Source organism: Rhodanobacter sp. TND4EL1 (assembly GCF_054061035.1).
Genome location: NZ_JBSSDT010000002.1, coordinates 234869 through 256750 on the forward strand (window position 1 = coordinate 234869; position 21882 = coordinate 256750).

Below are 21882 nucleotides of genomic sequence, written 5' to 3' on the forward strand. Positions count from 1 at the left end.
TGGTCTTCGGACCACGCTTGGGCTACCTTGTGCGCTCTTTCACCGCCCTTTTGCCGCCCATGACCGACCCCGTTAGCGCCACACTCGACGACCCCACCCTGGTGCGGATCCGTGGCCTGACCACGGTGCTCAACGGCAAGACCATCTTCGACGCGCTGGACATGGACATTCCGCGCGGCAAGATCACCGCGATCATGGGTCCCAGTGGTACCGGCAAGACCACCCTGCTCAAGCACATCACCGGGCAGATGCGTGCCGACGCCGGAAGCATCCACGTCAATGGCCAGAATGTGGCCGAGTTGTCGCGCGAGCAGCTGTACAAGATGCGCGAGGGGATCGGCTACCTGTTCCAGAATTCCGCGTTGCTGACCGACTTCGACGTGTTCGAGAACGTGGCGTTCCCGTTGCGCCAACATACGAAATTGCCGGAGGTGCTGATTCGCGACCTGGTGCTGCTGAAACTGCAGGCGGTCGGTTTGCGTGGTGCCGCGAGGCTCAGTCCGAACGAGCTGTCCGGGGGCATGGCGCGGCGGGTGGCGCTGGCGCGGGCCATCGTGTTCGATCCGATGCTGATCCTGTATGACGAACCGTTCGTCGGGCTGGACCCGGTGGCGCTGAACCAGGTGCTGAAACTCATCCGCACGCTCAACCAGACGCTGGGCATCACCAGTGTGCTGGTGGCACACGAACTGGAGGCGATCAAGCGCGTGGCCGACCACGTGTTCCTGATCGCCAACGGCAAGGTGGTGGCGCAGGGCGATCCGAAAACCATCGCGGATGACGGCTCGGCGTGGACGCGCCAGTTTTTCGGTGGTGAAGCGGACGGACCGGTGCCTTTCCAGTACCCCGCCGATGATTACGCCCGTGCGCTTGGCCTGGCCGGAGCGACGAAATGACGGCGCGCGGGCCACAAAGCAACAACGTGGTAGTCCGGTCGCTGGCGCAGATCGGCGCCAGCGGGCTGTTTCTGCTGACCCTGCTGGCGGCGATTCCGCGCAGCTTCCGTTACGTGCGTGAAACCATCCGCCAGCTGTGGTTTGTCGGCGCGATGAGCCTGACCATCATCATGGTCTGCGGCCTGTTCGTGGGCATGGTGCTGATGCTGCAGCTGTATCACGTGCTGTCGATCTTCGGTGGCACTTCCGCCAGCGGCATGGTGGTGGCGCTATCGGTGTATCGCGAGCTGGGCCCGGTGGTGACGGCACTGCTGTTCGCCGGCCGCGCCGGCACCGCGATCACCGCCGAGATCGGCCTGATGCGTGCCACCGACCAGATTTCCGCGATGGAGATGATGGCGGTCGACCCGATTGCGTACGTGGCCACCCCGCGTTTCCTGGCCGGCCTGATCGCGATGCCGCTGCTGTGCTGCGTGTTCTGTGCGATGGCGGTGTTCGGCGGCCATCTGGTCGGCGTGACCTGGCTGGGTATCGACAACGGCACCTTCTGGTCGAACATGACCGCGGTGGTCGACGTGCGTACCGACATCGTCAACGGCGTGCTGCTGAAGAGCCTGGCCTTCGGTGCGGTGGTGTCGCTGATAGCGGTGTTCCAGGGCTTCACCACCGAGCCGACCAGCGAGGGCGTGGCCTACGCCACCACACGTACCGTGGTGGCCTCGTCCATCGCGATCCTGGCGCTGGACTTCGTGCTTACCGCCTTCCTGATGTGACTGTCGCCATGACCATTACCGTTATTTCCCATCGTCCAACGAGGATCGTGCCGTGAGCCAACCCAGAAGTTCCTATGCCGTCGGCACCGGCCTTTTCATCGTGCTGGGCTTTGCCGCCCTGGCTTACCTGGCTACCCAGACCAGTTCGGTGGCGAACGTACACCAGGGCGACAGCTATACCGTCCAGGCACAGTTCACCAACATCGGCCAGTTGAAGGAGCGCGCTCCGGTAAAGATTGCCGGCGTCCGGGTCGGCCAGGTGCAGTCGATCACCTTGAAGGCCGATCACGACGTGGCCGACGTGACCCTGTCGATCGACAAGAATTACAACCACATTCCGCAGGACTCGGTGGCGACGATCTTCACCAGCGGCCTGCTCGGCGACCAGTACGTGGGTATCGAATACGGCCATGCCAAGCAGTCCGTGGCCGGCGGCGGGACGCTCGCCCGGACCAAGTCCACGCAGCCGCTGGAAGAGATGCTGGGCAAATTCTTCGGCGCCGGTGGCGTGGTCGACAACGTGGGCGGTACCTATGCGGTCAGGGCAAGCTTCACCAATGTGGGCACCTTGTCGGTCGGGGCGCCGGTGAAGATGGCCGGCGTGGTCATTGGCAGCGTGCAATCGGTGCGCGCCGATCCGGTCAAGCTCAATGCCGACGTGGTGCTGGCCATCGACAAGCGCTACAACGCGATTCCCGACGATTCGGCGGCTGCGGTGTTCACCAGCGGTTTGATCGGTACCCAGTATGTTGCGATCCAGCCAGGCGGCTCGCCCGATTCGCTCAAGGAAGGGGACGAGATGATCCTCACCCAGTCCGCGATGCAGCTGGAGGACCTAATCGGCAAGTTCCTGGTCAATGGTTCGCCCGGTGACAAGAAAGATGCCGGTAACGGCAGTAAGTAAACCGCCATCCCCGTCGGCTCGACGAGCCGGTATCGCTTGAGGAATCATCCATGTTGCGCAAACTGGCTCTTGCCACCGCGATCGCTTTCGGAACCGTTGTTGCCGCTCCCGCCTTCGCCCAGACGCCCGCTCCCGCCGCCGCCGATGCCGCCCAGCCGGCACCGGCCCAGGTGGTGCAGACCATCGCCGACCAGCTTGCCTCGGCGATCGAGGGGCATCGCGACGAGTTGAAAAAGAACCAGGAAAAGCTGATCAGCGTCATCGATGAGGTCTTCCTGCCGCATTTCGACCTGGACTACGCCTCGATCCTGGTGCTTGGCCAGCATGCGCGCGAAGCCACTCCTGCGCAGCGCGAGCGTTTCGCCAAGGCGTTCTACAACTCGATCACCCACCGCTATGCCGAGGGATTGCTGAATTACACCCGCGGCAAGGTCAAGGTGCTGCCGTTCAAGGGTGACCTGAACGACAAGCGCACCGTGGTGCGTACGCAGGTGGTGCTCGATGACGGCAAGCTGGTGTCGATCGACTACGCCTTCCGCAAGGGGCGCAATGGCGACTGGAAAGCCTACGACGTGATCATCGAGGGCATTTCCTACGTCACCAACTACCGCAACCAGGTGGATGCGGAAATTCGCAAGGTGGGTATCGAGCAGTTGATTACCAACCTCGAGACCCAGGGCGAAAAGGCGCTGGAGACGATGTCCAAGGACAGCAAGGCCAAGTCGTGACCGACGCGGGAACCTCACGGTTTCGGCTGGATACCGGCACGCCGGCGACCCTTGCGGTGACCGGCGAGCTGAGTTTCGACACGGCCACGGAGGCGCTGCAGGCCATCCAGTCGGCCTTGTCCGACGCTCGCATCAAGCGGCTCGATCTGGCCCGGGTCACTCGCAGCGACAGTGCGGGCCTGGCCTGTGTGTTGGCCGTGGTGGCTGCGGCAAGCCAGCGCGGGCATGCGCTCGAGGTGGAAAGCATGCCGGCGGGCATGCGGGCACTGGCGCAGGTCTGCGAGGTCGATCGGCTGATCGGCTGATGGTTGCTGGTGGCGCAAAAAAGGGGCCTTGCGGCCCCTTTTCTTTTGGTTGCGCTCGGGCCTGAATCGATGCCCGGCGCATCATCACCCATCGCGGTTCAGGGCTGCTGACTTGCCTGACCCGGGTGCTTGGTTTCCCATTGATGCTGTTGGTCGAGCAGTTCTTCGGGATCGAAGTTCTTCTCGTCCAACCCCTGCATCTGCTGGATGATGTCGACCGGTGGATTGCCGTCATAGAGCTTGTACAGGCGCTGCTGCCGGTAGGCGTCGCGGATGAATACATAAGGATCGTAGGCGGACTGCAGGAAGCCTTCCGCGTCGATCGCCCGCGAACGGATCGTCACCAGATACATCATCTGCGGCATGTATTGCAGGCCGTTGTAGTGGTGGTTGTTGGCGAACAGGGTCATCGGATCGAAGAAGTAGCTGTCCACCGGACGTCGCCAGATGTCGCGCATCGTGCTGGGACCCAGCAGTGGCAGCATCAGATAGTCGCCTTCCGGCGCCCCCCAACGCGCCAGCGTGATGCCGAAGTCGTTGTCTTCCAGTGGCAGTCCAAGCTGGCTGGCAGGGTCGAAGAAGCCGCCGATGCCCAGGGTCAGGTTGACCAGGAATCGTCCGGTACCCTGCAAGGCCTGCTTCGGGCGCGCCTGCAAAAGATCGTTCGCGACCGTGATCGGCATCTGGATGTTGGTGAAGAAGTCACTGAAGGAGCGACGCACCGGCGGATTGGTGACCTTGCGATAGCCGAGGGCGACCGGGCGGATCACCGCCTTGTCGAGGGCATCATTGAATTTGTAGGCGCCGCGGTTGTACTTCTCGAGCGGATCGTCCGTGCGAGGCTGGGCGATGGTGCAGCCAGCCAACAGGACAATCGCCAACACGGGCAACCAGCGGCCAAGCAGGGAAGAGCGAAGCGAGGAGGGCATCAGTGCAGGGATTCGCGTCGGGGGACAGTTAAGTGTACTGTCTGGTTTTGTATCTTGCACGTTTTCGACGCGCCTTTCGCCAAGCACGCGCCGGTCCGCAGCCAGCCAGCCATGATACGCGGCGCGCGCATTGCCAGCAAAGCCTTGGCTCAACTACACTGTCAGACCATATAAGTATCTATTCCCTAAGGAATTCGCATGGCCCGTATTACCGTGGAAGACTGCCTCGAGGTGGTCGACAACCGATTTGAACTGGTATTGATGGCGACCAAGCGCGCACGCCAGCTGGAAAAGGGCGCCGAACCGGCCGTCAATCCCGATCATGACAAGCCGACCGTGCTGGCCCTGCGCGAGATCGCGGCCCGCCGTATCGATCAGGCCACGATCGACCAGATCGACAAGGCCGAGCGTGAGCGGGCCGAGCGCGAGGCGCTGGAATGGGCGGCTGCAGAAGTCGACGACGACCTCTCCAAAGGTGGCGACGACTGATGGACGGCGACCGCTGTAGCGCGAGTCTCCGCGTCACCGGCATGGCTGGTGAAATCCGTGGTGCGCGTTCGGCAGTCGCATGTTTCGTCCGAATCGAGGTAGGCGCCTGAACAGGCGCCGGCAACGATGACTGCGGCAACTCACCCCGCCACGGTCGACCCGTCCGCGCTGCCGCCGTATGCGCTGGCGTTGAAGGAACGCATCAATTACCTGCCCGAGGCGCAGGTTGAGCGCGTCTTGCGCGCATTCCTGATTGGCGCGAAGGCACATGCCGGGCAGGAGCGCAAAAGCGGCGAGCCCTACATCACCCATCCGGTGGCGGTCGCGGGCATTCTGGCCGAACTGGGATTGGACGCCGAGACAATCATCGCGGCGATCCTGCACGACACGCTGGAAGATACCGAACTCAGCCGCGAGGATATCGCCGGCGAATTCGGCGAGGTTGTGGCCGAGCTGGTCGACGGTGTCACCAAGCTCGACAAGATGCGCTTTGGCACACGTCAGGAAGCGGATGCGGAGAGTTTCCGCAAGATGCTGCTGGCGATGGCGCGCGACATCCGCGTCATCCTGATCAAGTTGTCCGACCGCCTGCACAACATGCGCACGCTGGGTGCCAAGGAAGGATCTTCGCGCCGGCGAATTGCGCGCGAGACGCTGGAGATCTACGCGCCGATCGCGCAGCGGCTGGGCATGAACAAGTTCAAGGCCGAGTTGCAGGACCTGGGCTTCCACGCGCTCTATCCGGATCGCTATCGGGTGATCAGCGAGCGCATTCGCGCGGCGATCGGCAACCGGCGCGAGGCGATGGGCAAGATCGAGGCGGCGCTCACCGCACGGCTGCAGGCCGACCATCTGCCGGCACTCGTGGTGGGCAGGATCAAGTCGCCGTGGAGCATCTATTCGAAGATGCGCAACGAGCACAAGAGCTTTGCGCAGCTGATGGACGTCTACGGTTTTCGCGTGGTGGTGGACAGCGCGATGAGTTGCTACATGGCGCTCGGCATGGTGCATGCGCTGTACAAGCCGGTCGACAAGCGTTTCAAGGATTTCATCGCCATCCCCAAGGCGAACGGCTACCAGTCGTTGCACACGGTGCTGCTGGGGCCGTTCGGCGCACCGATCGAGGTGCAGATCCGCACCGCCGAAATGGACTCGGTCGCCGAGAGTGGCGTGGCGGCGCACTGGGCCTACAAGACCGAGAGTGGTCCGGCCAACAGCGCGCAGGCGCGTGCACGCGAATGGCTTTCCTCGCTGGTCGACAGTTCGGCCAATACGGTGTCGTCGTCCGAGTTCATCGAGAACGTCAAGATCGACCTGTTCCCCGACGAGGTCTATCTGTTCACCCCGCGTGGCGACATCCTTTCGCTGCCGCGCAATGCCACCGCGCTCGATTTTGCCTATGCCGTGCATACCGACGTGGGTGACCATGCCGTGGCCGCGCGGGTCGACAAACGGTTGCTGCCGCTGCGCACCCGGCTTGAATCGGGCCAGCTCGTGGAGATCATCACCGCGCCGTCGGCGGTGCCGAACCCGGCGTGGCTGGAAGTGGTGGTGACCGGCAAGGCGCGCGCCGCCATCCGCCAGTACCTGAAGCACCTGCAGCATGAGGATGCGGTGGACTTCGGTCATCGCATGCTCGATCGCGCGCTGGATGCGCTGGGCAGCAGTCTCGACGGCATCCCGTCGGCGGTGCTCGACCGGTTCCTGGAAGCCTCCAAGCTCAAGCGGCTGGAAGAGTTGCTGTCGGACATCGCGCTGGGCAACCGCATGCCCGACGTGGTGGCCAGCCAGCTGCTCGCTTCGCGTGGCGGCAAGAAGGCCGGCAAGCCGCAGTTGCCGGTTCACGCCCACGAGAAAATCCGCATCACCGGTGCCGAGCGCGGCGTGCTCAGCTTCGGCAATTGCTGTCATCCGCTGCCGGGCGACGACATCATCGGCTACCTGTCTTCGGGCAAGGGCATCGTGGTGCATCGCGAGGAATGTCCGAACGTGTTCGAGTTGAGCAAGGCGCCCGAACGGCGCGTGGCGATCGAATGGGCTCGTGATGTGCAAGGTGACTACCGTGCCGAATTGCGCATCGAGGTGATCAACCGTCCCGGCGTGCTGGCCACCGTGGCCGCGGCCATCGCTGCCGCCGACTCGAACATCGAAAACGTGGAGTACGTCGAGCGCGACGCGGTTGCCGCGACGCTGCTGTTCGCGATGGAAGTGAAAAGCCGCAAGCATCTGGCCGACGTGATTCGCCGGGTTCGGCGTACCGGCGTGGTCAGCGGGGCGTACCGCTACCCCTTGTAGCAAGGGTCGCAGGCGTGAGGAATGCGTATCGGGGCTGCTAGCATCGGCTCGTTTCTCCCCATTCTCCACTGAGGCCGCCCATGTCCCGCAGCATCATTTCCACCGAGCAAGCCCCCGCCGCCATCGGCCCGTATTCGCAGGCCGTGCGCGCTGGCGATACCGTGTATTTTTCCGGGCAGATTCCGCTCGATCCGGCCACCGGCGCCTTGGTCGACGGTGATGTCACCCAGCAGACACGACAGGTGTTCGACAACCTCTCCGCGGTGGCCGCCGCGGCCGGCGGTTCGCTGGCGCAGATCGTGCGCGTGGGCATCTATGTCACTGACCTGGCGAACTTCGCCGCGGTGAACGCGGTAATGGCCGAATACTTCCAGCAGCCGTATCCGGCGCGCTCCACCATCGAGGTGTCCGCGCTGCCCAAGGCGGCCCAGGTCGAAGTGGATGCGGTGATGGTCTTGTCCTGAAGGGGATCGACTGATCCAGCGCGGGACTCGCGCTGACATCGCGCATCGTCGTCGGGCTTACGACGTACGGCGATGCTCGGGTAGGCTTGGCGTTCATGGCCACACGTCCCGCTCGTTCCGCTGCGCTCACCCCTGCCGATCCTGGCCTGTCGCCGGTCGACAGGCTGCCGGGGGTGGGGCCGGCGCTGGCCGCCTCGCTGGCCCGGCTGGGCCTGGAGCGCGTGCAGGATTTGTGGTTCCACCTGCCATTGCGTTACGAAGACAGGACCCGGATAACCCCGATTGCCGAGCTGCGGCCGGGCGAGCGAGCCCAGGTGGAAGGGGTTGTCGAGGCGGTTGATCGAGGCTTTCGCTACCGACCCCAGCTGAAGGTGGCGATCGCTGATGACAGCCAGCAAACCCTGCTGCTGCGTTTCTTCCATTTCAATCGCGCCCAGGCCGAGCAGTTGCAACAGGGCACCCGCGTGCTCTGCTATGGCGAAGTGCGCCACGGCACACAGGGACTGGAGATGGTGCATCCGACCTACCAGCGGCTGGCAGGCGGTGCGTCGGCATCCGTCGACGAGCTGCTAAGCCCGGTTTATCCCACCACCGAAGGACTGGGTCCGAAGCGTCTGGCAGGAGTGATCGGCAAGGCGCTTGCCCTGCTGCCGCCAGCGGACGCGCTGGAGCTGATTCCGCCGGCATTGTGCGATCAGCACGGACTGACTTCGTTGCGCGATGCCTTGCTCTACGTGCATCGTCCGCCGCCGGACGCGCGCCTCGACCAGCTCGTGCTGGGTCGACATCCGGCGCAACAGCGACTGGCGTTCGAGGAGTTGCTGACCCAGCACCTCAGCCTGCGGCGCATGCGTGAGGCGGTTCGTCGCAGGCGTGCTCCGAAGCTTGGCGGCGATGGTGGGTTGCGCCGGCGTTTGCTGGATGGCCTGACGTTCCAGCTGACCGCGGCGCAGCAGCGGGTTTCCGCTGAGGTGGCTGACGATCTGGCGCGAGTCAGGCCGATGCTGCGTCTGGTGCAGGGTGATGTCGGCAGCGGCAAGACCGTGGTCGCGGCGCTGGCGGCGCTGGCGGCGGTCGAGGCAGGCTATCAGATGGCACTGATGGCGCCGACCGAATTGCTGGCCGAGCAGCACCTGCACAATTTCCGCCACTGGTTGCAGCCATTGGGCATCGAGGTCGAGTGGCTGGCCGGCAAGGTCACCGGCAAGGCGCGCCAGCAGGCACTGGCGCGAGTGGCGGGCGGTGCGCAAGTCGTGATCGGCACCCATGCGCTGATGCAGGAGGGAGTGGCGTTTGCCCGGCTCGGGTTGGTGATCGTCGACGAACAGCATCGGTTCGGCGTGCAGCAGCGGTTGTCACTGCGCGACAAGGGCAAGGACGGCGCACTGGTGCCACACCAGCTGGTGCTGACCGCCACGCCGATTCCGCGCACGCTGGCAATGAGCGCCTATGCCGATCTCGACATCTCGTCCATCGACGAGCTGCCGCCCGGCCGCACGCCGGTGCAGACCATCGCGATCTCCAATGCCCGGCGGATCGAGGTGATCGAGCGGATCCACGCCGCATGTGGCGAAGGGCGTCAGGTCTACTGGGTCTGCACCTTGATCGAGGAATCCGAGCAATTGCGTGCGCAAGCCGCGGAGGTGGCGCACGCCGAACTGACGGCTGCGCTGGGCGGTTTCCGTGTCGGTCTGATCCACGGCCGCATGAAATCGAAGGAGAAGCAGGCCGTGATGGCGGCGTTCAAGGCAGGCGAACTGGCGGTGCTGGTGGCCACCACGGTGATCGAGGTGGGCGTGGATGTGCCGAACGCGAGCCTGATGGTGATCGAGAACAGCGAACGCCTCGGGCTGGCGCAGCTGCATCAGTTGCGCGGCCGCGTCGGTCGTGGCGCGGTCGCTTCCAACTGCGTGTTGCTTTACCAGCCGCCGCTGGGTCAGTTGGCACGCGAGCGGTTGCAGGTGATGCGTGACACCAATGACGGATTCCGTATTGCCGAAAAGGACCTCGAATTGCGCGGTCCCGGTGAAGTGCTGGGCACTCGCCAGACCGGTCAGCTGAGTTTTCGGATCGCCGATCTCACTCGCGACGCGCATCTGCTGTCAGCAGTACAGCAGGTGGGCGAGCGGATGCTGGCTGAGCATCCGCAGCAGACCGGCCAGCTGATCGAGCGCTGGATCGGCGGCGCTGCGCGCTATGCACATGCGTGATGGTCGGTCTTCGCCGTGGAGGACGGTGGGTTCCCGTTGCAGATGCCCGTCCAATACACTGAGCGGCTAGACCGGGAAGAATGACCATGACCAGACCGCAACTCCTGATCGACACCGACCCCGGTGTCGACGACGCTCTCGCGATCCTGATGGCTTATGCCCACGCCGACATCGCCGGCCTGAGCATTGCCGCCGGCAACGTGGGCCTGGGCCACACGGTGCGAAATGCGCGCACCCTGGTTGATCTGGTCGGCAAGGACACGCCGGTGTTCGCCGGCTGCGCCACCGCGTTGGTGCGTGCACCCGAAGAGGATGCCGCCTTTGTGCACGGCGATGATGGTTTCGGCGATGTGGGTTTCCCCGAGCCCGCGGCCACGTTGTCGGCCGAGTCGGCGGCCCTGGCCTTGTTGCGGCTCACTCGCGAACGGCCCGGTGAACTGACCCTGGTGGCGCTGGGGCCGTTGACCAACCTGGCGCTCGCGCTCCGGCTGGATCCGAGCCTGCCCGAGCGGGTCGCGCGACTGGTGGTGATGGGGGGTGCAGTCACCGGCCACGGCAATACCGGCAAGGTGCCGGCAGAGTTCAATATCGGTTTCGATCCCGAAGCGGCCCATGTGGTGTTCGAGGCGTTTCCGGCCTTCGACCTGGTCGACTGGGAAGCGACCTTGCGGCATGCCTTCGACGACGCCGAGTTCGACGACTGGCTGGCCAAGGGCGATCATCGCGGAGACTTTTTCGGCAAGATCGTGGCCACGGCCCGTCGCTACAACGCCAGGCACGAGCGCACCGGACTGGTCGCCGCCGACGCGCTGGCCATGGCGGTTGCGCTGGATCCCTCGATCGTCACCCGCAGCGAGCGACGCGCGGTGGCGGTGGAACTGGATGGCCGCCTGACCCGCGGTGCGACCGTGGTCGACTGGGCGGCGCGACTGGGTCGGCCAGCTCAGGCGAACATCGTGCTGGAAGTTGATCAGGCGCGCTTTGCCGCCATGGTCAAGCGGGCGCTCGGTGCGGCCTGAATGACCGAAAGTGGGCGTCGACTTGCACGGCTGGTGGCATCCCCGTTACAATGCCGCTCTTTTCACCACCGCTTTAGAGCCAGCCATGAAGCCTGATATCCATCCGAACTACATCCCGGTGGTGTTCCAGGACCTGTCGTCCGACTTCTCGTTCCTGACCAAGTCGACCATGTCCAGCAAGGAAACCATCAAGTGGGAAGACGGCAACGAGTACCCGCTGATCAAGGTGGATATTTCCAGCCATTCGCACCCGTTCTACACCGGCAAGCAGAAGGCGCTTGACGTGGGCGGTCGCGTCGACAAGTTCCGTCGCCGCTACGCAGGCTCCGTCAAGGAGTAAGTGCCGGTCGCAGCCGGCGCCTGGCGCCGGTCGGCAGGACACGATCCGGTGACGGATTGAAAGCACGGGGCAGGCGCCAGCCTGCCCCGTGCTTTTTCGCGTCCGGTATTCGACCATTCGCCATCGAATGCGCGCGCGACCTTGTGCGATAATGGCCGGTGAGCAGACGCCAAGGCGTTCGTTGCTTCGCGTGTTTTCCCCGGCAGGCGAAGTCAGGCATTTCCGCACCGGACGGTATCGCCCAAGGCGATCGCCGTCGGTGGTGACCCACATGTAAGGAGGTTTCCGTGTCCGATCCCAAGATCGTCAAGTTGGTGGATGAATCGAGCAATCGCAGCAGCGAACTGCCCCTGGTCAGCGGCACGCTGGGGCCAGCGTGCATCGATATCGCCACCTTGTACAAGGACACCGGCCACTTCACCTACGACCCCGGTTTCGGCAGCACCGCGAGCACCAAGAGCGCGATCACCTATATCGATGGCGACAAGGGCGTGTTGCTCTATCGCGGTTATCCGATCGAGCAGCTGGCCGAGAAGTCGAGTTTCCTCGAAGTGGCCTATCTGCTGCTGAATGGCGAGCTGCCGAAGGCGGACGAGTTCGCCGCGTTCGAGCACGACGTCTCGCATCACACGATGCTGCATGAGTCGCTGAAGAACTTCTTCCAGGGTTTCCACCACGACGCGCACCCGATGGCGATGCTGGCTGCCGCGGTGGCCTCGCTGTCGGCGTTCTACCACGATGACCTCAACGTCGACGATCCGGCCGACCGCAAGATGGCTGCGATCCGCCTGATCGCGAAGATGCCGACGATTGCCGCTGCCTGCTACCGCTACTCGATCGGCTGGCCGCTGCGCTATCCGCGCAACAACCTCGAGTACGTCGATCGCTTCCTGCACATGATGTTCGAGGTGCCGAGCGAGCCGCTGACGATGAATCCGGTGGCGGCCAAGGCGCTGGACCTGTTGTTCATCCTGCACGCCGACCATGAGCAGAATGCCTCCACCTCGACCGTGCGTCTGGTGGGTTCGACCGGCGCGAATCCGTATGCGTCGATCGCCGCTGGCATCACGGCGCTGTGGGGTCCGGCGCACGGTGGCGCGAACGAGGCGGTGCTGAAGCAGCTCGAGGAAATCGGCAGCCCCGACAACGTCGAGTCGGCCATCCTCCGCGCGAAGGACAAGAACGACAGCTTCCGCCTGATGGGCTTTGGCCATCGCGTTTACAAGAATTTCGATCCGCGCGCCAAGATCATCCGCGAGATGTGTCACAAGGTGCTGGCCGAGCTGGGTGTGAAGGACCCGCTGCTGGACGTGGCGATGAAGCTCGAAGAGGCGGCGCTGAAGGACGAATACTTCATCGAGCGCAAGCTGTACCCGAACGTCGATTTCTATTCGGGCATCATCTACAAGGCGCTCGGCATTCCGACCGAGATGTTCACCGTGATGTTCGCCATTGCGCGCACGGCCGGCTGGATCGCGCACTGGATCGAGCAGCATGAAACGCCGGGATCGCGGATCGGCCGCCCGCGTCAGGTCTACACCGGCGCTGACGTGCGCGACTACGAGCCGACAGCAAAACGCTGATCGCCTCCCGCACCAACGAAAAGCCCCGGCCATGGCCGGGGCTTTTTTGTGCGAAACCGGCCACTTCAGCGAAGGGCTGCGCTCAACTGGTTTTCAAAACCGTCGGGATCTTCCTCCAGCAGCAAACGCACTTGCGACAGTGAGGCACGACGCATCGGGCGATCGTCGGCGCGGTCCAGCGGCGCCTGGCGTAGCGCGTCGCGTGGAAGCACGGTCAGGTCGAACGGCAGTTCGTCGGCGGCGAACAGCAAAACCGGATACTCCGGTTGGTCGTCGCGGCTGTAGCGCAGTCGACGCGTCTGCGTGTCGAATGGAACGCCATGCTCCCGCAAATAGATGATCACGGCGTCGGGATCGTCGCTGTAGACATGCAGGCAGACCGCGGAGTGGGCGTCCGCCGTGCCTTCAAGTACCGCTCCGACCAGGCGTGGATCAAACGCGGCCAGGAAGCGCATCGCCTCGATCGCTGCCTCGCGTCGCTGGCGCAGCAGCTGCGGCTGGCTGTCGGCGAGAAACAGGCGCTGGTGTTCGCGCAACGCTTGCTCGATCTCCAGGTTGCGGGGGAGTGCCTGGGTGTCGAGGATGCCCAGACGTTCGGCCGCCTTCAGCTTGGCGTGGTGGAAATCGCGGATGCCGTGCTCGCTCATCAATCGCGCCGCCTCCTGGGCGATGCGCACGCGATTGCGTTGCAGCCGGTCATGCGTGTGGATGCGGTGGTGCTCGCCTTGAGCCATGGTGCTCCTCGTCGATCGGTAACCGGCAGCATTCCTTGCGGTGGGCTGCTGCCGGCGAGGTTCAGAAGATGTCGTAGGCGTGTTGCTGATCCTGCTCCTTCTGCTGGGCGGCCTGGCTGCGCAGCCGGTCAATGTCTTCGACCTTGAACATTTCGCTCATCGCACCGGGATCATCCGCGCTGGAAGGCAGCCCACTGGAGCGGTTGATCATCACCGTACTGATTCCCGGTGGCATCGGCAACGTATTGGACGGCAGGTCCTTCAGCGCACTGCCCATGTAGGACATCCAGATCGGCAAGGCCGCCTTGGCTCCGAATTCGCCACGACCCAGCGAGCTGTAGTCGTCGAAGCCCACCCAGACGGCGGTCGACAGGTCGCCATTGAAGCCGACGAACCAGGCGTCGCGATGGTCGTTGGTCGAGCCGGTCTTTCCCGCCAGGTCATCACGGCCCAGTGCGCGGGCCGCCGAGCCCGTGCCGCGCAGAATGACGTCCTTCATGAGTGAAACCATCAGGTAGTCATTGCGCACTTCGAGCACGTTCGGGGCAAGTACCGGAGCGTGCTCGCCCGCACCGTGGGCATCGGCCGGAAGGACCGCTTCACCGACGCCGTCGACGCTGCCCGCCGCGGCAGGGGCCGAGGTCGACGTTGCGCTGGCCAGGTTGTTGGCGGGTGTCAGAGTCATGTCTGCCGGCGGTGGCCCGGGCGGCCGGGTATCCAGCAAGCGCTCCTGGCAATTGCGGCAGGCGCGGGCCGGATTGGCCACATACACCGGCGTGCCATTGCGATCGTCGATCTCGTGGATGAAATACGGCGTCACCAGGTAGCCGCCGTTGGCAAACACCGCATAGCCACGAGCCATGCTCATGGGGGACACCGAAGCGGTGCCCAGCGCCATCGACAGATTGGCGGGAATGGCGTCCGGAGAAAAGCCGAAACGGGTGGCGTACTCGCGCATGAAGCGCACACCAATGGCATCGAGCAGCCGTACCGAGACCAGGTTCTTCGATTGCACCAGTGCCTCGCGCAGACGCATCGGTCCGGCGAACTTGCCGTCGTCGTTGGACGGCGTCCAGATGCCGTTGGGGCGTGAAGGGTCGGGCAGGGCCAGTGGCGCGTCATTGATGATCGATGCCGGCGTGAAGCCGCGCTCGAACGACGCCGAATACAGATAGGGCTTGAAGCTCGAGCCGGGCTGGCGAGCTGCCATCACTGCCCGATTGAACTTGCTGCGCACAAAGCTGAAGCCGCCGACCAGGGCCTGGATCGAGCCGTCCTCGGGGTTCACCGACGTCAGTGCCGCCTGCGCGGCGGGAATCTGCGCCAGCTGCCACTCACCCTTGTCGTCACGTGACAGGCGAATGATGTCGCCGCGTTTCAGCACGGCATCGACCCGCGTGGGCTTGGCTCCCACGCGGTCGTCGCTGATGTGCGGGCGGGCCCACGCCACGCTGGCGAGATCGAGGATCGCGCTTTCATGATTGGACAGATAGACGGTGGCCTGCTTGGCATCGCTGGCGGTGACGATGCCCGGCTGCATGCCCGATATGCTGCTGTAGCTGGTCAAAAGATTGTCCAGCGCGGCCTCGTCCGTGTTGGCGGCGAGATCCTGATGGGCCTCGGCACCTCGCCAGCCGTGCCGGCGGTCATAGGCGATCAGGCCTTCGCGCACCGAATCCACGGCCGTTTGCTGACGGGCACTTTGTACCGTGGTCTTCACCACGTAGCCTTCGGTCAATGCCTCGTTGCCGAAACGATCGAGCACCTGGCGACGGACCATCTCCGCGAGATAAGGCGCGTCCACCTCGATGGGTTGCTCGTGCGGGAACGCATGGTTCGGCTCGGCGATCGCCTGTTGGTACACGGGTTTGGTGATGTAGTCATGGCGCAACATCTCGCCAAGCACCCAGTTGCGTCGGGCGATGGCGCGCTTCTGGCCATTGATGGGGTTGACCACGGACGGCAGCTGGAAGGTGGAGGCGATCAGCGCGCATTCGGCCACGGTGAGCTGATCCAGCGTCTTGCCGTAGTAGTACTCGGCGGCCGCGGCCACGCCGTACGAGCGGTGGCCCAGAAACATCTTGTTGAGGTACAGCTCGAGGATCTGGTCCTTGCTCAGTTCACGCTCGATACGCAGGGCGATGAAGATTTCGGTCAGCTTGCGCGAATACAGCTTCTCCGGGCTGAGGAAGAAGTTGCGGGCGACCTGCTGCGTGATCGTCGATCCGCCCGGGCCCTTGTCACCGCCAGTGATCACCACATGCCAGCCGGCGCGCGCGATGCCGTGCCAGTCCACGCCAGGGTGGTGATAGAAATCCGCATCCTCGGCCGAGAGCACTGCGTGCTTCAGGCGGTCGGGGACCTTTTCTATTTCCACCGGGATGCGTCGGGTCTCGCCGAAGCTGGCGATCAGCTTGCCATCCGCGCTCAATACCCGCAGCGGCACCTGCATGGGATAGTTCTTCAACTCGGCCACCGAAGGCAGCCGGGGTGAAATCAGCCAATAAGCCACACCAACCGCGATAACTGTCAGGAGCAAACCGGAAAAGGCCAGGAGCAAAGCCCAGCGCAACAAGCGTTTGAAAATTTGCATGGTGTGGGGATAGCGAGACCTGAGTCAAAACATGGCAGAGTATAGATGTAGCAGTATTCGCCGCATGAGTCCTGGTTTGCCAAAAGCTCGAACCGCTCCAGCAAAGCAAGGGTCAAGCCAACAAGGGGTTTGGTTTAAATGTGGTGCGTATCACGTGAATCACTTGAGAAAGTTGCCGTAGCCCGTTGCCATTGCGTTAATTTTTCGATTTAATGCCACTGCGCACCCCGCCAGGTCTCTGGTTACGGGCGTCAGCGGCAAGGGGGAAACACCGTGGGGCTCTTTACACCGAAGAAGCCGGCGCTGATTGGTGTCGACATCAGTTCGACTGCCGTCAAGTTGCTGCAGCTAAGTCAGGCGGGTGGCCGTTATCGCGTGGAGCACTACGCGGTCGAGCCGCTGCCGCCGAACGCCGTGGTCGAGAAAAACATCGTCGAGGTCGAGGCGGTGGGTGATGCGATTCGTCGCGCGCTGGCTCGCTCGGGCTCCAAGCTCAAGCACGCCGCGGCCGCCGTGGCCGGCTCCGCCGTGATCACCCGCATCATCCCGATGACCAGTGAATTGTCCGACGATGATCTCGAAGGCCAGATCCAGGTCGAGGCCAACCAGTACATCCCGTACCCGATCGACGAAGTCAGCCTCGATTACGAGGTGCTCGGGCCGGTTCGCGACAATCCCGACATGAACAACGTGCTGCTGGCGGCCTCGCGGACCGAGAACGTCGACATGCGCGTCGCCGCGCTGGACCTGGGCGGTCTCACCGCCTCGGTGATCGATGTCGAGGCCTTCGCGATGGAGAATGCCTTCGCGATGATCGCTGACCAGCTCAACGTGAGCCGAGAGGCTCTGGTTGCCGTGGTCGACATCGGCGCCACCATGACGACGCTCTCGGTGCTGCGCAACCAGCGCACCATCTACTCGCGCGAACAGGTCTTCGGCGGCAAGCAGCTGACCGACGAGATCATGCGACGCTTCGGCCTTTCCTACGAGGAAGCCGGTCGCGCCAAACGCAAGGGCGGCTTGCCCGAGTCCTACGAGACCGAGGCGCTGGAGCCGTTCAAGGAATCGCTGATCCAGCAGATCAGCCGCCTGCTGCAGTTCTTTTTTGCCGGCAGCGAATACAGCAAGGTCGACCAGGTCGTGCTGGCCGGTGGCTGTGCGTCGATCGACGGTCTGGGCCCGATGCTCGAAGAGCAGCTCGGCGTGCCTTGCATCGTCGCCAACCCGCTGGCGCGCATGTCGCTGTCGCCCAGGGTCCAGGCGCAGTCGCTGGCGCAGGACGCTCCCGCATTGATGATTGCGGTGGGTCTGGCCATGAGGAGCTTCGACTGATGGCACACGTCAATCTACTTCCGTGGCGCGCGGAGCGCCGCAAGCAGCGCGAGCGCGAGTTCTACATGCAGCTTGTCGCTGCGTTCGTGGTCGCGCTGGGCGTTCTGCTGGTATGGATGTTCTGGATGGACCAGCGCATCGACAACCAGAACGATCGCAACGCCTACCTGCAGACCGAGATCAAGCAGCTCGACGTGCGCATCGCCAAGATCAAGGATCTTGAAAAGGTGCGTGAGCACCTGCTGGCGCGCAAGCAGATCATCGAACAGCTGCAGGCGGATCGCTCGCAGATGGTCCATCTGTTCGACGAACTGGTGAAGACGATCCCGTCGAGTGCCCGTCTGACCGGACTGAAGCAAAGCGGTCAGTCGATGTCGCTTGACGGCGTTGCGCAATCCAACGCCAGCGTCGCCGAATACATGCGCAACATCGAAGTCTCGCCGTGGATGGGTCATGCCGATCTGCGCAAGACCGAGAACTCGCATGATGCGTCGCGCATGCCTTACCAGTTCGGGCTGAATGTGCAGTTGAGCAAGCCGAAGACCGACGAAGTCGACGCCGGCAGCGCTCCGGTGTTGCCGGCAGGCGCCAGCTCCACGGCAGTGCCCGTCGTGCCGGCTCCGCTCGGCGCTGCGGCCAAGGCGCTGACTTCTCCGACGCCGGAAGCCAGGCCGGTCAGTGCACCAGCTGCCAAGGGAGGTGTCTGATCATGAGTTTCTTCAGTGATATCCAGAACCTCGATCGCAACAACGTGGGTGGCTGGCCGCAGTCGGTAAAGTTCTTCTTCATCGCCTTCCTCTTCGGCGTGGTGCTTGCTGCCGGTTGGTACTTCATCATCAGTGATCAGCAGGACAGCCTGAATTCGCTGGTCAGCAAAGAGGGGCAGCTGAAGCAGGAGTTCGCGACCAAGCAGGCCAAGTCGGTCAACCTCGAAGCGCTGCAGCAGCAGCTTGACGAGATGCAGGACATGCTGCGCCAGTTGTTGAGGCAGTTGCCCAGCAAGACCGAGATGCCGGAGCTGTTGACTGACATTTCGCAGACAGCGCAGTCCGCAGGCCTGGAGACTGATCTGTTCCAGCCCGGCCCGGAAACACCGAAGGACTTCTACGCGGAAAAGCCGATCACGTTGAAGTTCACCGGTACCTACCATCAGTTCGGTACCTTCATCAGCGGCGTGGCGTCGTTGCCGCGGGTGGTGATCCTCACCTTGCATGACGTGTCACTGACACCGAAAGATGCGGGCGGCAAGAAGGGAGCGTCGAACGGACAACTGGTCCTCCAGGGTACCGTCAAGACGTATCGCTACCTCGATGACGATGAAAGCGCGGCGGCAAGCAAACCCGCGGGCAAGAGCAGGGCGGGGGGCCGGAAATGAACAAGCAGACATTCACCAAGCCGGCACATGTCGCACGTTTCGCCCTGCTGCTCGGCGCCCTGCTCATCCTTGGCGGTTGCACCCGCGGCATGTCCGACCTGCGCACGTGGGTGGCACAGGAAAAGGCCAGAAAGGGCGCGCCCATTCCGCCGCTTCCGGTGATCAAGACCTTCGAGACTTTCAAATACGACGACCAGGATCGCCGTGATCCGTTCAGCCCGAGTACGGCCGAAATTGACAGCAATACCACGGCCACGACCGGTCCCAGGCCGGATGCCAATCGGGCCAAGCAACCACTCGAACTGTTCGCGCTGGACAGCTTGAAGATGGTTGGCACGGTCGGCGCTGGCGGCGGCATGGAAGTGCTGGTCAAAGATCCGGGCGGGGTGATCCATCGTGTCCATGTCAACGAGTACATGGGCCAGAACTACGGGCATATCACGGCGATCAGCGAAGACCATATTGATCTGGTCGAACTGGTATCCAACGGTAATGGTGGCTGGATGGAACGTCCTGCCAGCATCGCGCTCGACGCGAAATAGGTAGACAGGGGCTGATGCAATGACCAACCAAATCCAATCCGTGCGGGGCCGAGTCATGCGCCATGCAAGCCGTTACATGTTGATGGGCCTGCTGATCGCTGGCGCCACCTGGACCAGCGCTGCGATGGCAGCCACCACCACGCTGAAGAACATCAGCTACGACGCACTGCCTGGCGGCAGCGTGGAGTTGCACATGGACTTTGCCAACGGTCCGGTGCCGAGTCCGAAGATCTTCACGACCGGCAATCCGCCCCGTATCGCGGTGGACTTTGCCGATACCGACAACGCCGCTCCGCGCCATCTGGATATCGGCAAGGGCTCGACTTCGGGCGTCTCCGCGGTCTCCGCTGGCGGCCGCACCCGTGTCGTCGTCGAGTTGATGCGTGAGTCCAGCTACCGTTCGCGGATCGAAGGGAACAGCCTGGTGTTGACCGTCAACAACGGCAGCGCCGACCAGGCCGTGACCACCGCCGCCACGATCGATCCGACCAAGACGCTGCCGTCCTCGTCGAATGGCCCGGCGATCTCCAACATCGACTTCCGCCGCGGCCCCAATGGTGAAGGTCGTGTGCTGATCAACTTCAGCGGTAGTGGCGCGAATGCCGAAATGACCCGCAGTGGCGACAAGGTGCTGGTCACCATCGACCACGCCAACCTGCCGGCCAATCTGGCCCAGCGTCTGGATACGCTCGATTTCGCGACCCCGGTACAGTCGATCGTCACTCGTGCCGGCAACGGTGGTGGCGCGCGCATGGAAATCGCGGTCAAGGGCAACGTGGATACATCGGCCTACCAGACGGCTGACCAGTACGTGGTCGAAGTTGCACCCAAGAAGGCAGACGCGAAACAAACCCAGCTGGCGAAGATCGGGCAGGAGCCGAGCTACAACGGCAAGCGAGTGACCTTCAACTTCCAGGACATTCCGGTGCGTTCGGCGCTGCAGCTCATCGCGGACATTTCCGGGCTGAACCTGGTGGCTTCGGACAGTGTCGGTGGCAGCGTTACCCTGCGTCTGGTCAACGTGCCGTGGGACCAGGCACTGGACGTCATTCTGCGTGCCAAGAGCCTCGACAAGCGTCGCAACGGCAACGTCGTCTGGGTCGCGCCGCAGGCCGAACTGGCCAAGTACGAGCAGGATCTGGCCGATGCCAAACTGAAGGCGCAGGACACGGCCGAGCTGGTGACCGACTATGTGCCGATCAGCTACGGCAAGGCCAAGGACATCGCGACGCTACTGACCACGGGTAGCAAGCAGGGAACCAGTAGCGGTACTGGTGGTGGCAGCAACAGTGGCAGTAACACCCAGCGAGGTTTTCTCTCGACGCGTGGCAGTGTTTCGTTTGATGAACGCACCAACACCCTGCTGCTCAACGACACGCCGGAAAAGATCCGTCAGCTGCGCGAGCTGATCGCGGTGCTGGACAAGCCGGTGCAACAGGTGCTGATCGAATCCCGCATCGTCGTTGCGACCGACGATTTCACCCGCGAACTGGGTGCGAAGTTCGGCATCAGCGGGCGCGCCAACAACACCGAGTTCCAGAATGCCGCAACTGCCACACCCGCGCTGACTGCAGGGTTGGGAGGCGGCAACGTGACTTCTGGCGGTCTCAACGTCAATCTGCCTGTCAGTCCTGCGGCGGGAACCTTCGGCCTCGCGATTCTGGGTGCGAACTATGCACTCGACTTGGAACTTTCGGCTGCACAGACCGAAGGTCGCGGTGAGGTGATATCCAGCCCGCGCGTGATTACCGCGAACCAGCAGGAGGCGGTCATTCGCCAAGGTCAGGAAATTGGCTACGTGACGTATCAGAGCAGTGGCGGCACAGGCGGTGGCCTGGGTCAGGCGACGGTGCAGTTCAAGGACGCCGTGCTGGAACTCAAGGTCACCCCGACGATCACGGCTGACAACCGCGTCTACCTGATGATCAACGTCAAGAAGGACGCGCTGGCCGGATACGTCGACGCCCCGGGTAGCGGCAAAATCCCGACCATCGACACCCGCGAGGTGAATACATCGGCGCTGGTGGACAATGGCCAGACCGTTGTTCTGGGTGGCATCTACGAGGTCAACAAGTCCAACACCATAACCAAGGTGCCTGGCCTGGGCGACATCCCCGGCATCGGTGCGCTGTTCCGCAGCAACTCCCGGACCAACACCAAGGCCGAACTGCTGATCTTCGTGACGCCGCGGATTCTCAGCGACACGTTGCAATAAGGTCCTGCAGCATCGGAAAGACAGGCGGCCTCGGCCGCCTCTTTTTTTATGCGTGACGGCTGGCATGCGCCGCGCGATGGAATTTCCGGCAAGGTTCATGGTCTATGGCAGGCATCACGAACTTGCGACGAGTGGTAACCCTTCGGGAGCTGCCGT

20 protein-coding genes are annotated in these 21882 nt (G+C 63.4%); 17 read left to right on the plus strand and 3 right to left on the minus strand.

Annotated features, from left to right (window positions below):
* Positions 1 to 59: 59 nt before the first annotated feature.
* Genes ACVWWQ_RS07730 through ACVWWQ_RS07750 form a run of 5 tightly spaced genes read left to right on the plus strand, consistent with a single transcriptional unit; the run spans position 60 to position 3606 of the window.
* A complete protein-coding gene (locus ACVWWQ_RS07730) occupies positions 60 to 896 on the plus strand; it encodes an ATP-binding cassette domain-containing protein (protein WP_099653350.1) in 837 nt (278 codons plus the stop codon).
* Positions 893 to 1669, plus strand: a complete 777-nt coding sequence (mlaE, locus tag ACVWWQ_RS07735) for a lipid asymmetry maintenance ABC transporter permease subunit MlaE (RefSeq protein WP_099652760.1) — start codon at positions 893 to 895, stop codon at positions 1667 to 1669. Before ACVWWQ_RS07730 ends, mlaE begins: the two co-directional genes overlap by 4 nt.
* Before the next feature lie 52 nt (positions 1670 to 1721).
* Positions 1722 to 2573, plus strand: coding sequence for an outer membrane lipid asymmetry maintenance protein MlaD (mlaD, locus tag ACVWWQ_RS07740; RefSeq protein ID WP_099652759.1), 852 nt, complete (start codon positions 1722 to 1724; stop codon positions 2571 to 2573).
* A gap of 50 nt (positions 2574 to 2623) precedes the next feature.
* Positions 2624 to 3301, plus strand: a complete 678-nt coding sequence (locus ACVWWQ_RS07745; protein ID WP_099652758.1) for a Tgt2/MlaC family protein — start codon at positions 2624 to 2626, stop codon at positions 3299 to 3301.
* Positions 3298 to 3606 carry an STAS domain-containing protein gene (locus ACVWWQ_RS07750; RefSeq protein ID WP_133948316.1) on the plus strand — a complete coding sequence of 103 codons (309 nt, stop codon included), beginning with the start codon at positions 3298 to 3300 and terminating at the stop codon, positions 3604 to 3606. The genes ACVWWQ_RS07745 and ACVWWQ_RS07750 overlap by 4 nt, the downstream gene beginning before the upstream one ends.
* A gap of 98 nt (positions 3607 to 3704) precedes the next feature.
* Here ACVWWQ_RS07750 and ACVWWQ_RS07755 read toward each other — a convergent pair whose 3' ends face one another.
* Positions 3705 to 4535, minus strand: a complete 831-nt coding sequence (locus tag ACVWWQ_RS07755) for an MlaA family lipoprotein (protein ID WP_133948313.1) — start codon at positions 4533 to 4535, stop codon at positions 3705 to 3707.
* Positions 4536 to 4733: 198 nt separating this feature from the next.
* Between ACVWWQ_RS07755 and rpoZ the strand changes: the two genes are divergently transcribed.
* The 7 genes from rpoZ (at position 4734) to ACVWWQ_RS07790 (ending at position 12935) form a co-directional block, all read left to right on the plus strand.
* On the plus strand, positions 4734 to 5024 hold the full coding sequence (rpoZ, locus tag ACVWWQ_RS07760; RefSeq protein ID WP_007509529.1) for a DNA-directed RNA polymerase subunit omega: 291 nt from the start codon (positions 4734 to 4736) through the stop codon (positions 5022 to 5024).
* A gap of 126 nt (positions 5025 to 5150) precedes the next feature.
* A complete protein-coding gene (locus ACVWWQ_RS07765) occupies positions 5151 to 7319 on the plus strand; it encodes a RelA/SpoT family protein (protein ID WP_099652755.1) in 2169 nt (722 codons plus the stop codon).
* Between the two features lie 80 nt (positions 7320 to 7399).
* Positions 7400 to 7783, plus strand: a complete 384-nt coding sequence (locus tag ACVWWQ_RS07770) for a Rid family detoxifying hydrolase (protein WP_099652754.1) — start codon at positions 7400 to 7402, stop codon at positions 7781 to 7783.
* Between the two features lie 95 nt (positions 7784 to 7878).
* Complete coding sequence (recG, locus tag ACVWWQ_RS07775; RefSeq protein ID WP_133948311.1) at positions 7879 to 9993, plus strand: ATP-dependent DNA helicase RecG; 2115 nt, start codon at positions 7879 to 7881, stop codon at positions 9991 to 9993.
* Between the two features lie 86 nt (positions 9994 to 10079).
* Positions 10080 to 11012 carry a nucleoside hydrolase gene (locus ACVWWQ_RS07780; protein WP_133948309.1) on the plus strand — a complete coding sequence of 311 codons (933 nt, stop codon included), beginning with the start codon at positions 10080 to 10082 and terminating at the stop codon, positions 11010 to 11012.
* A gap of 85 nt (positions 11013 to 11097) precedes the next feature.
* On the plus strand, positions 11098 to 11352 hold the full coding sequence (locus tag ACVWWQ_RS07785) for a type B 50S ribosomal protein L31 (RefSeq protein WP_099652751.1): 255 nt from the start codon (positions 11098 to 11100) through the stop codon (positions 11350 to 11352).
* A gap of 287 nt (positions 11353 to 11639) precedes the next feature.
* Entirely contained in the window at positions 11640 to 12935 is a 1296-nt protein-coding gene (locus ACVWWQ_RS07790) for a citrate synthase (protein ID WP_099652750.1), read from the plus strand.
* A 65-nt stretch (positions 12936 to 13000) separates the two neighbouring features.
* On the opposite strand, the gene ACVWWQ_RS07795 is transcribed toward ACVWWQ_RS07790, so the two are convergent.
* Positions 13001 to 13669, minus strand: coding sequence for a hypothetical protein (locus ACVWWQ_RS07795; RefSeq protein WP_133948307.1), 669 nt, complete (start codon positions 13667 to 13669; stop codon positions 13001 to 13003).
* A 61-nt stretch (positions 13670 to 13730) separates the two neighbouring features.
* Positions 13731 to 16262, minus strand: coding sequence for a penicillin-binding protein 1A (locus tag ACVWWQ_RS07800; RefSeq protein WP_133948305.1), 2532 nt, complete (start codon positions 16260 to 16262; stop codon positions 13731 to 13733).
* A 273-nt stretch (positions 16263 to 16535) separates the two neighbouring features.
* Here ACVWWQ_RS07800 and ACVWWQ_RS07805 point away from each other — a divergent pair, with 273 nt between their 5' ends.
* Genes ACVWWQ_RS07805 through pilQ form a run of 5 tightly spaced genes read left to right on the plus strand, consistent with a single transcriptional unit; the run spans position 16536 to position 21726 of the window.
* Positions 16536 to 17594, plus strand: a complete 1059-nt coding sequence (locus tag ACVWWQ_RS07805) for a pilus assembly protein PilM (RefSeq protein WP_099652747.1) — start codon at positions 16536 to 16538, stop codon at positions 17592 to 17594.
* Entirely contained in the window at positions 17594 to 18301 is a 708-nt protein-coding gene (locus ACVWWQ_RS07810; protein WP_133948303.1) for a PilN domain-containing protein, read from the plus strand. The genes ACVWWQ_RS07805 and ACVWWQ_RS07810 overlap by 1 nt, the downstream gene beginning before the upstream one ends.
* Positions 18302 to 18303: 2 nt before the next feature.
* Positions 18304 to 18969, plus strand: a complete 666-nt coding sequence (locus ACVWWQ_RS07815) for a type 4a pilus biogenesis protein PilO (RefSeq protein WP_099652745.1) — start codon at positions 18304 to 18306, stop codon at positions 18967 to 18969.
* A complete protein-coding gene (locus ACVWWQ_RS07820) occupies positions 18966 to 19511 on the plus strand; it encodes a pilus assembly protein PilP (RefSeq protein WP_099652744.1) in 546 nt (181 codons plus the stop codon). The genes ACVWWQ_RS07815 and ACVWWQ_RS07820 overlap by 4 nt, the downstream gene beginning before the upstream one ends.
* A 55-nt stretch (positions 19512 to 19566) precedes the next feature.
* A complete protein-coding gene (gene pilQ, locus ACVWWQ_RS07825) occupies positions 19567 to 21726 on the plus strand; it encodes a type IV pilus secretin PilQ (RefSeq protein ID WP_133948301.1) in 2160 nt (719 codons plus the stop codon).
* The last annotated feature ends 156 nt before the right edge of the window (positions 21727 to 21882 follow it).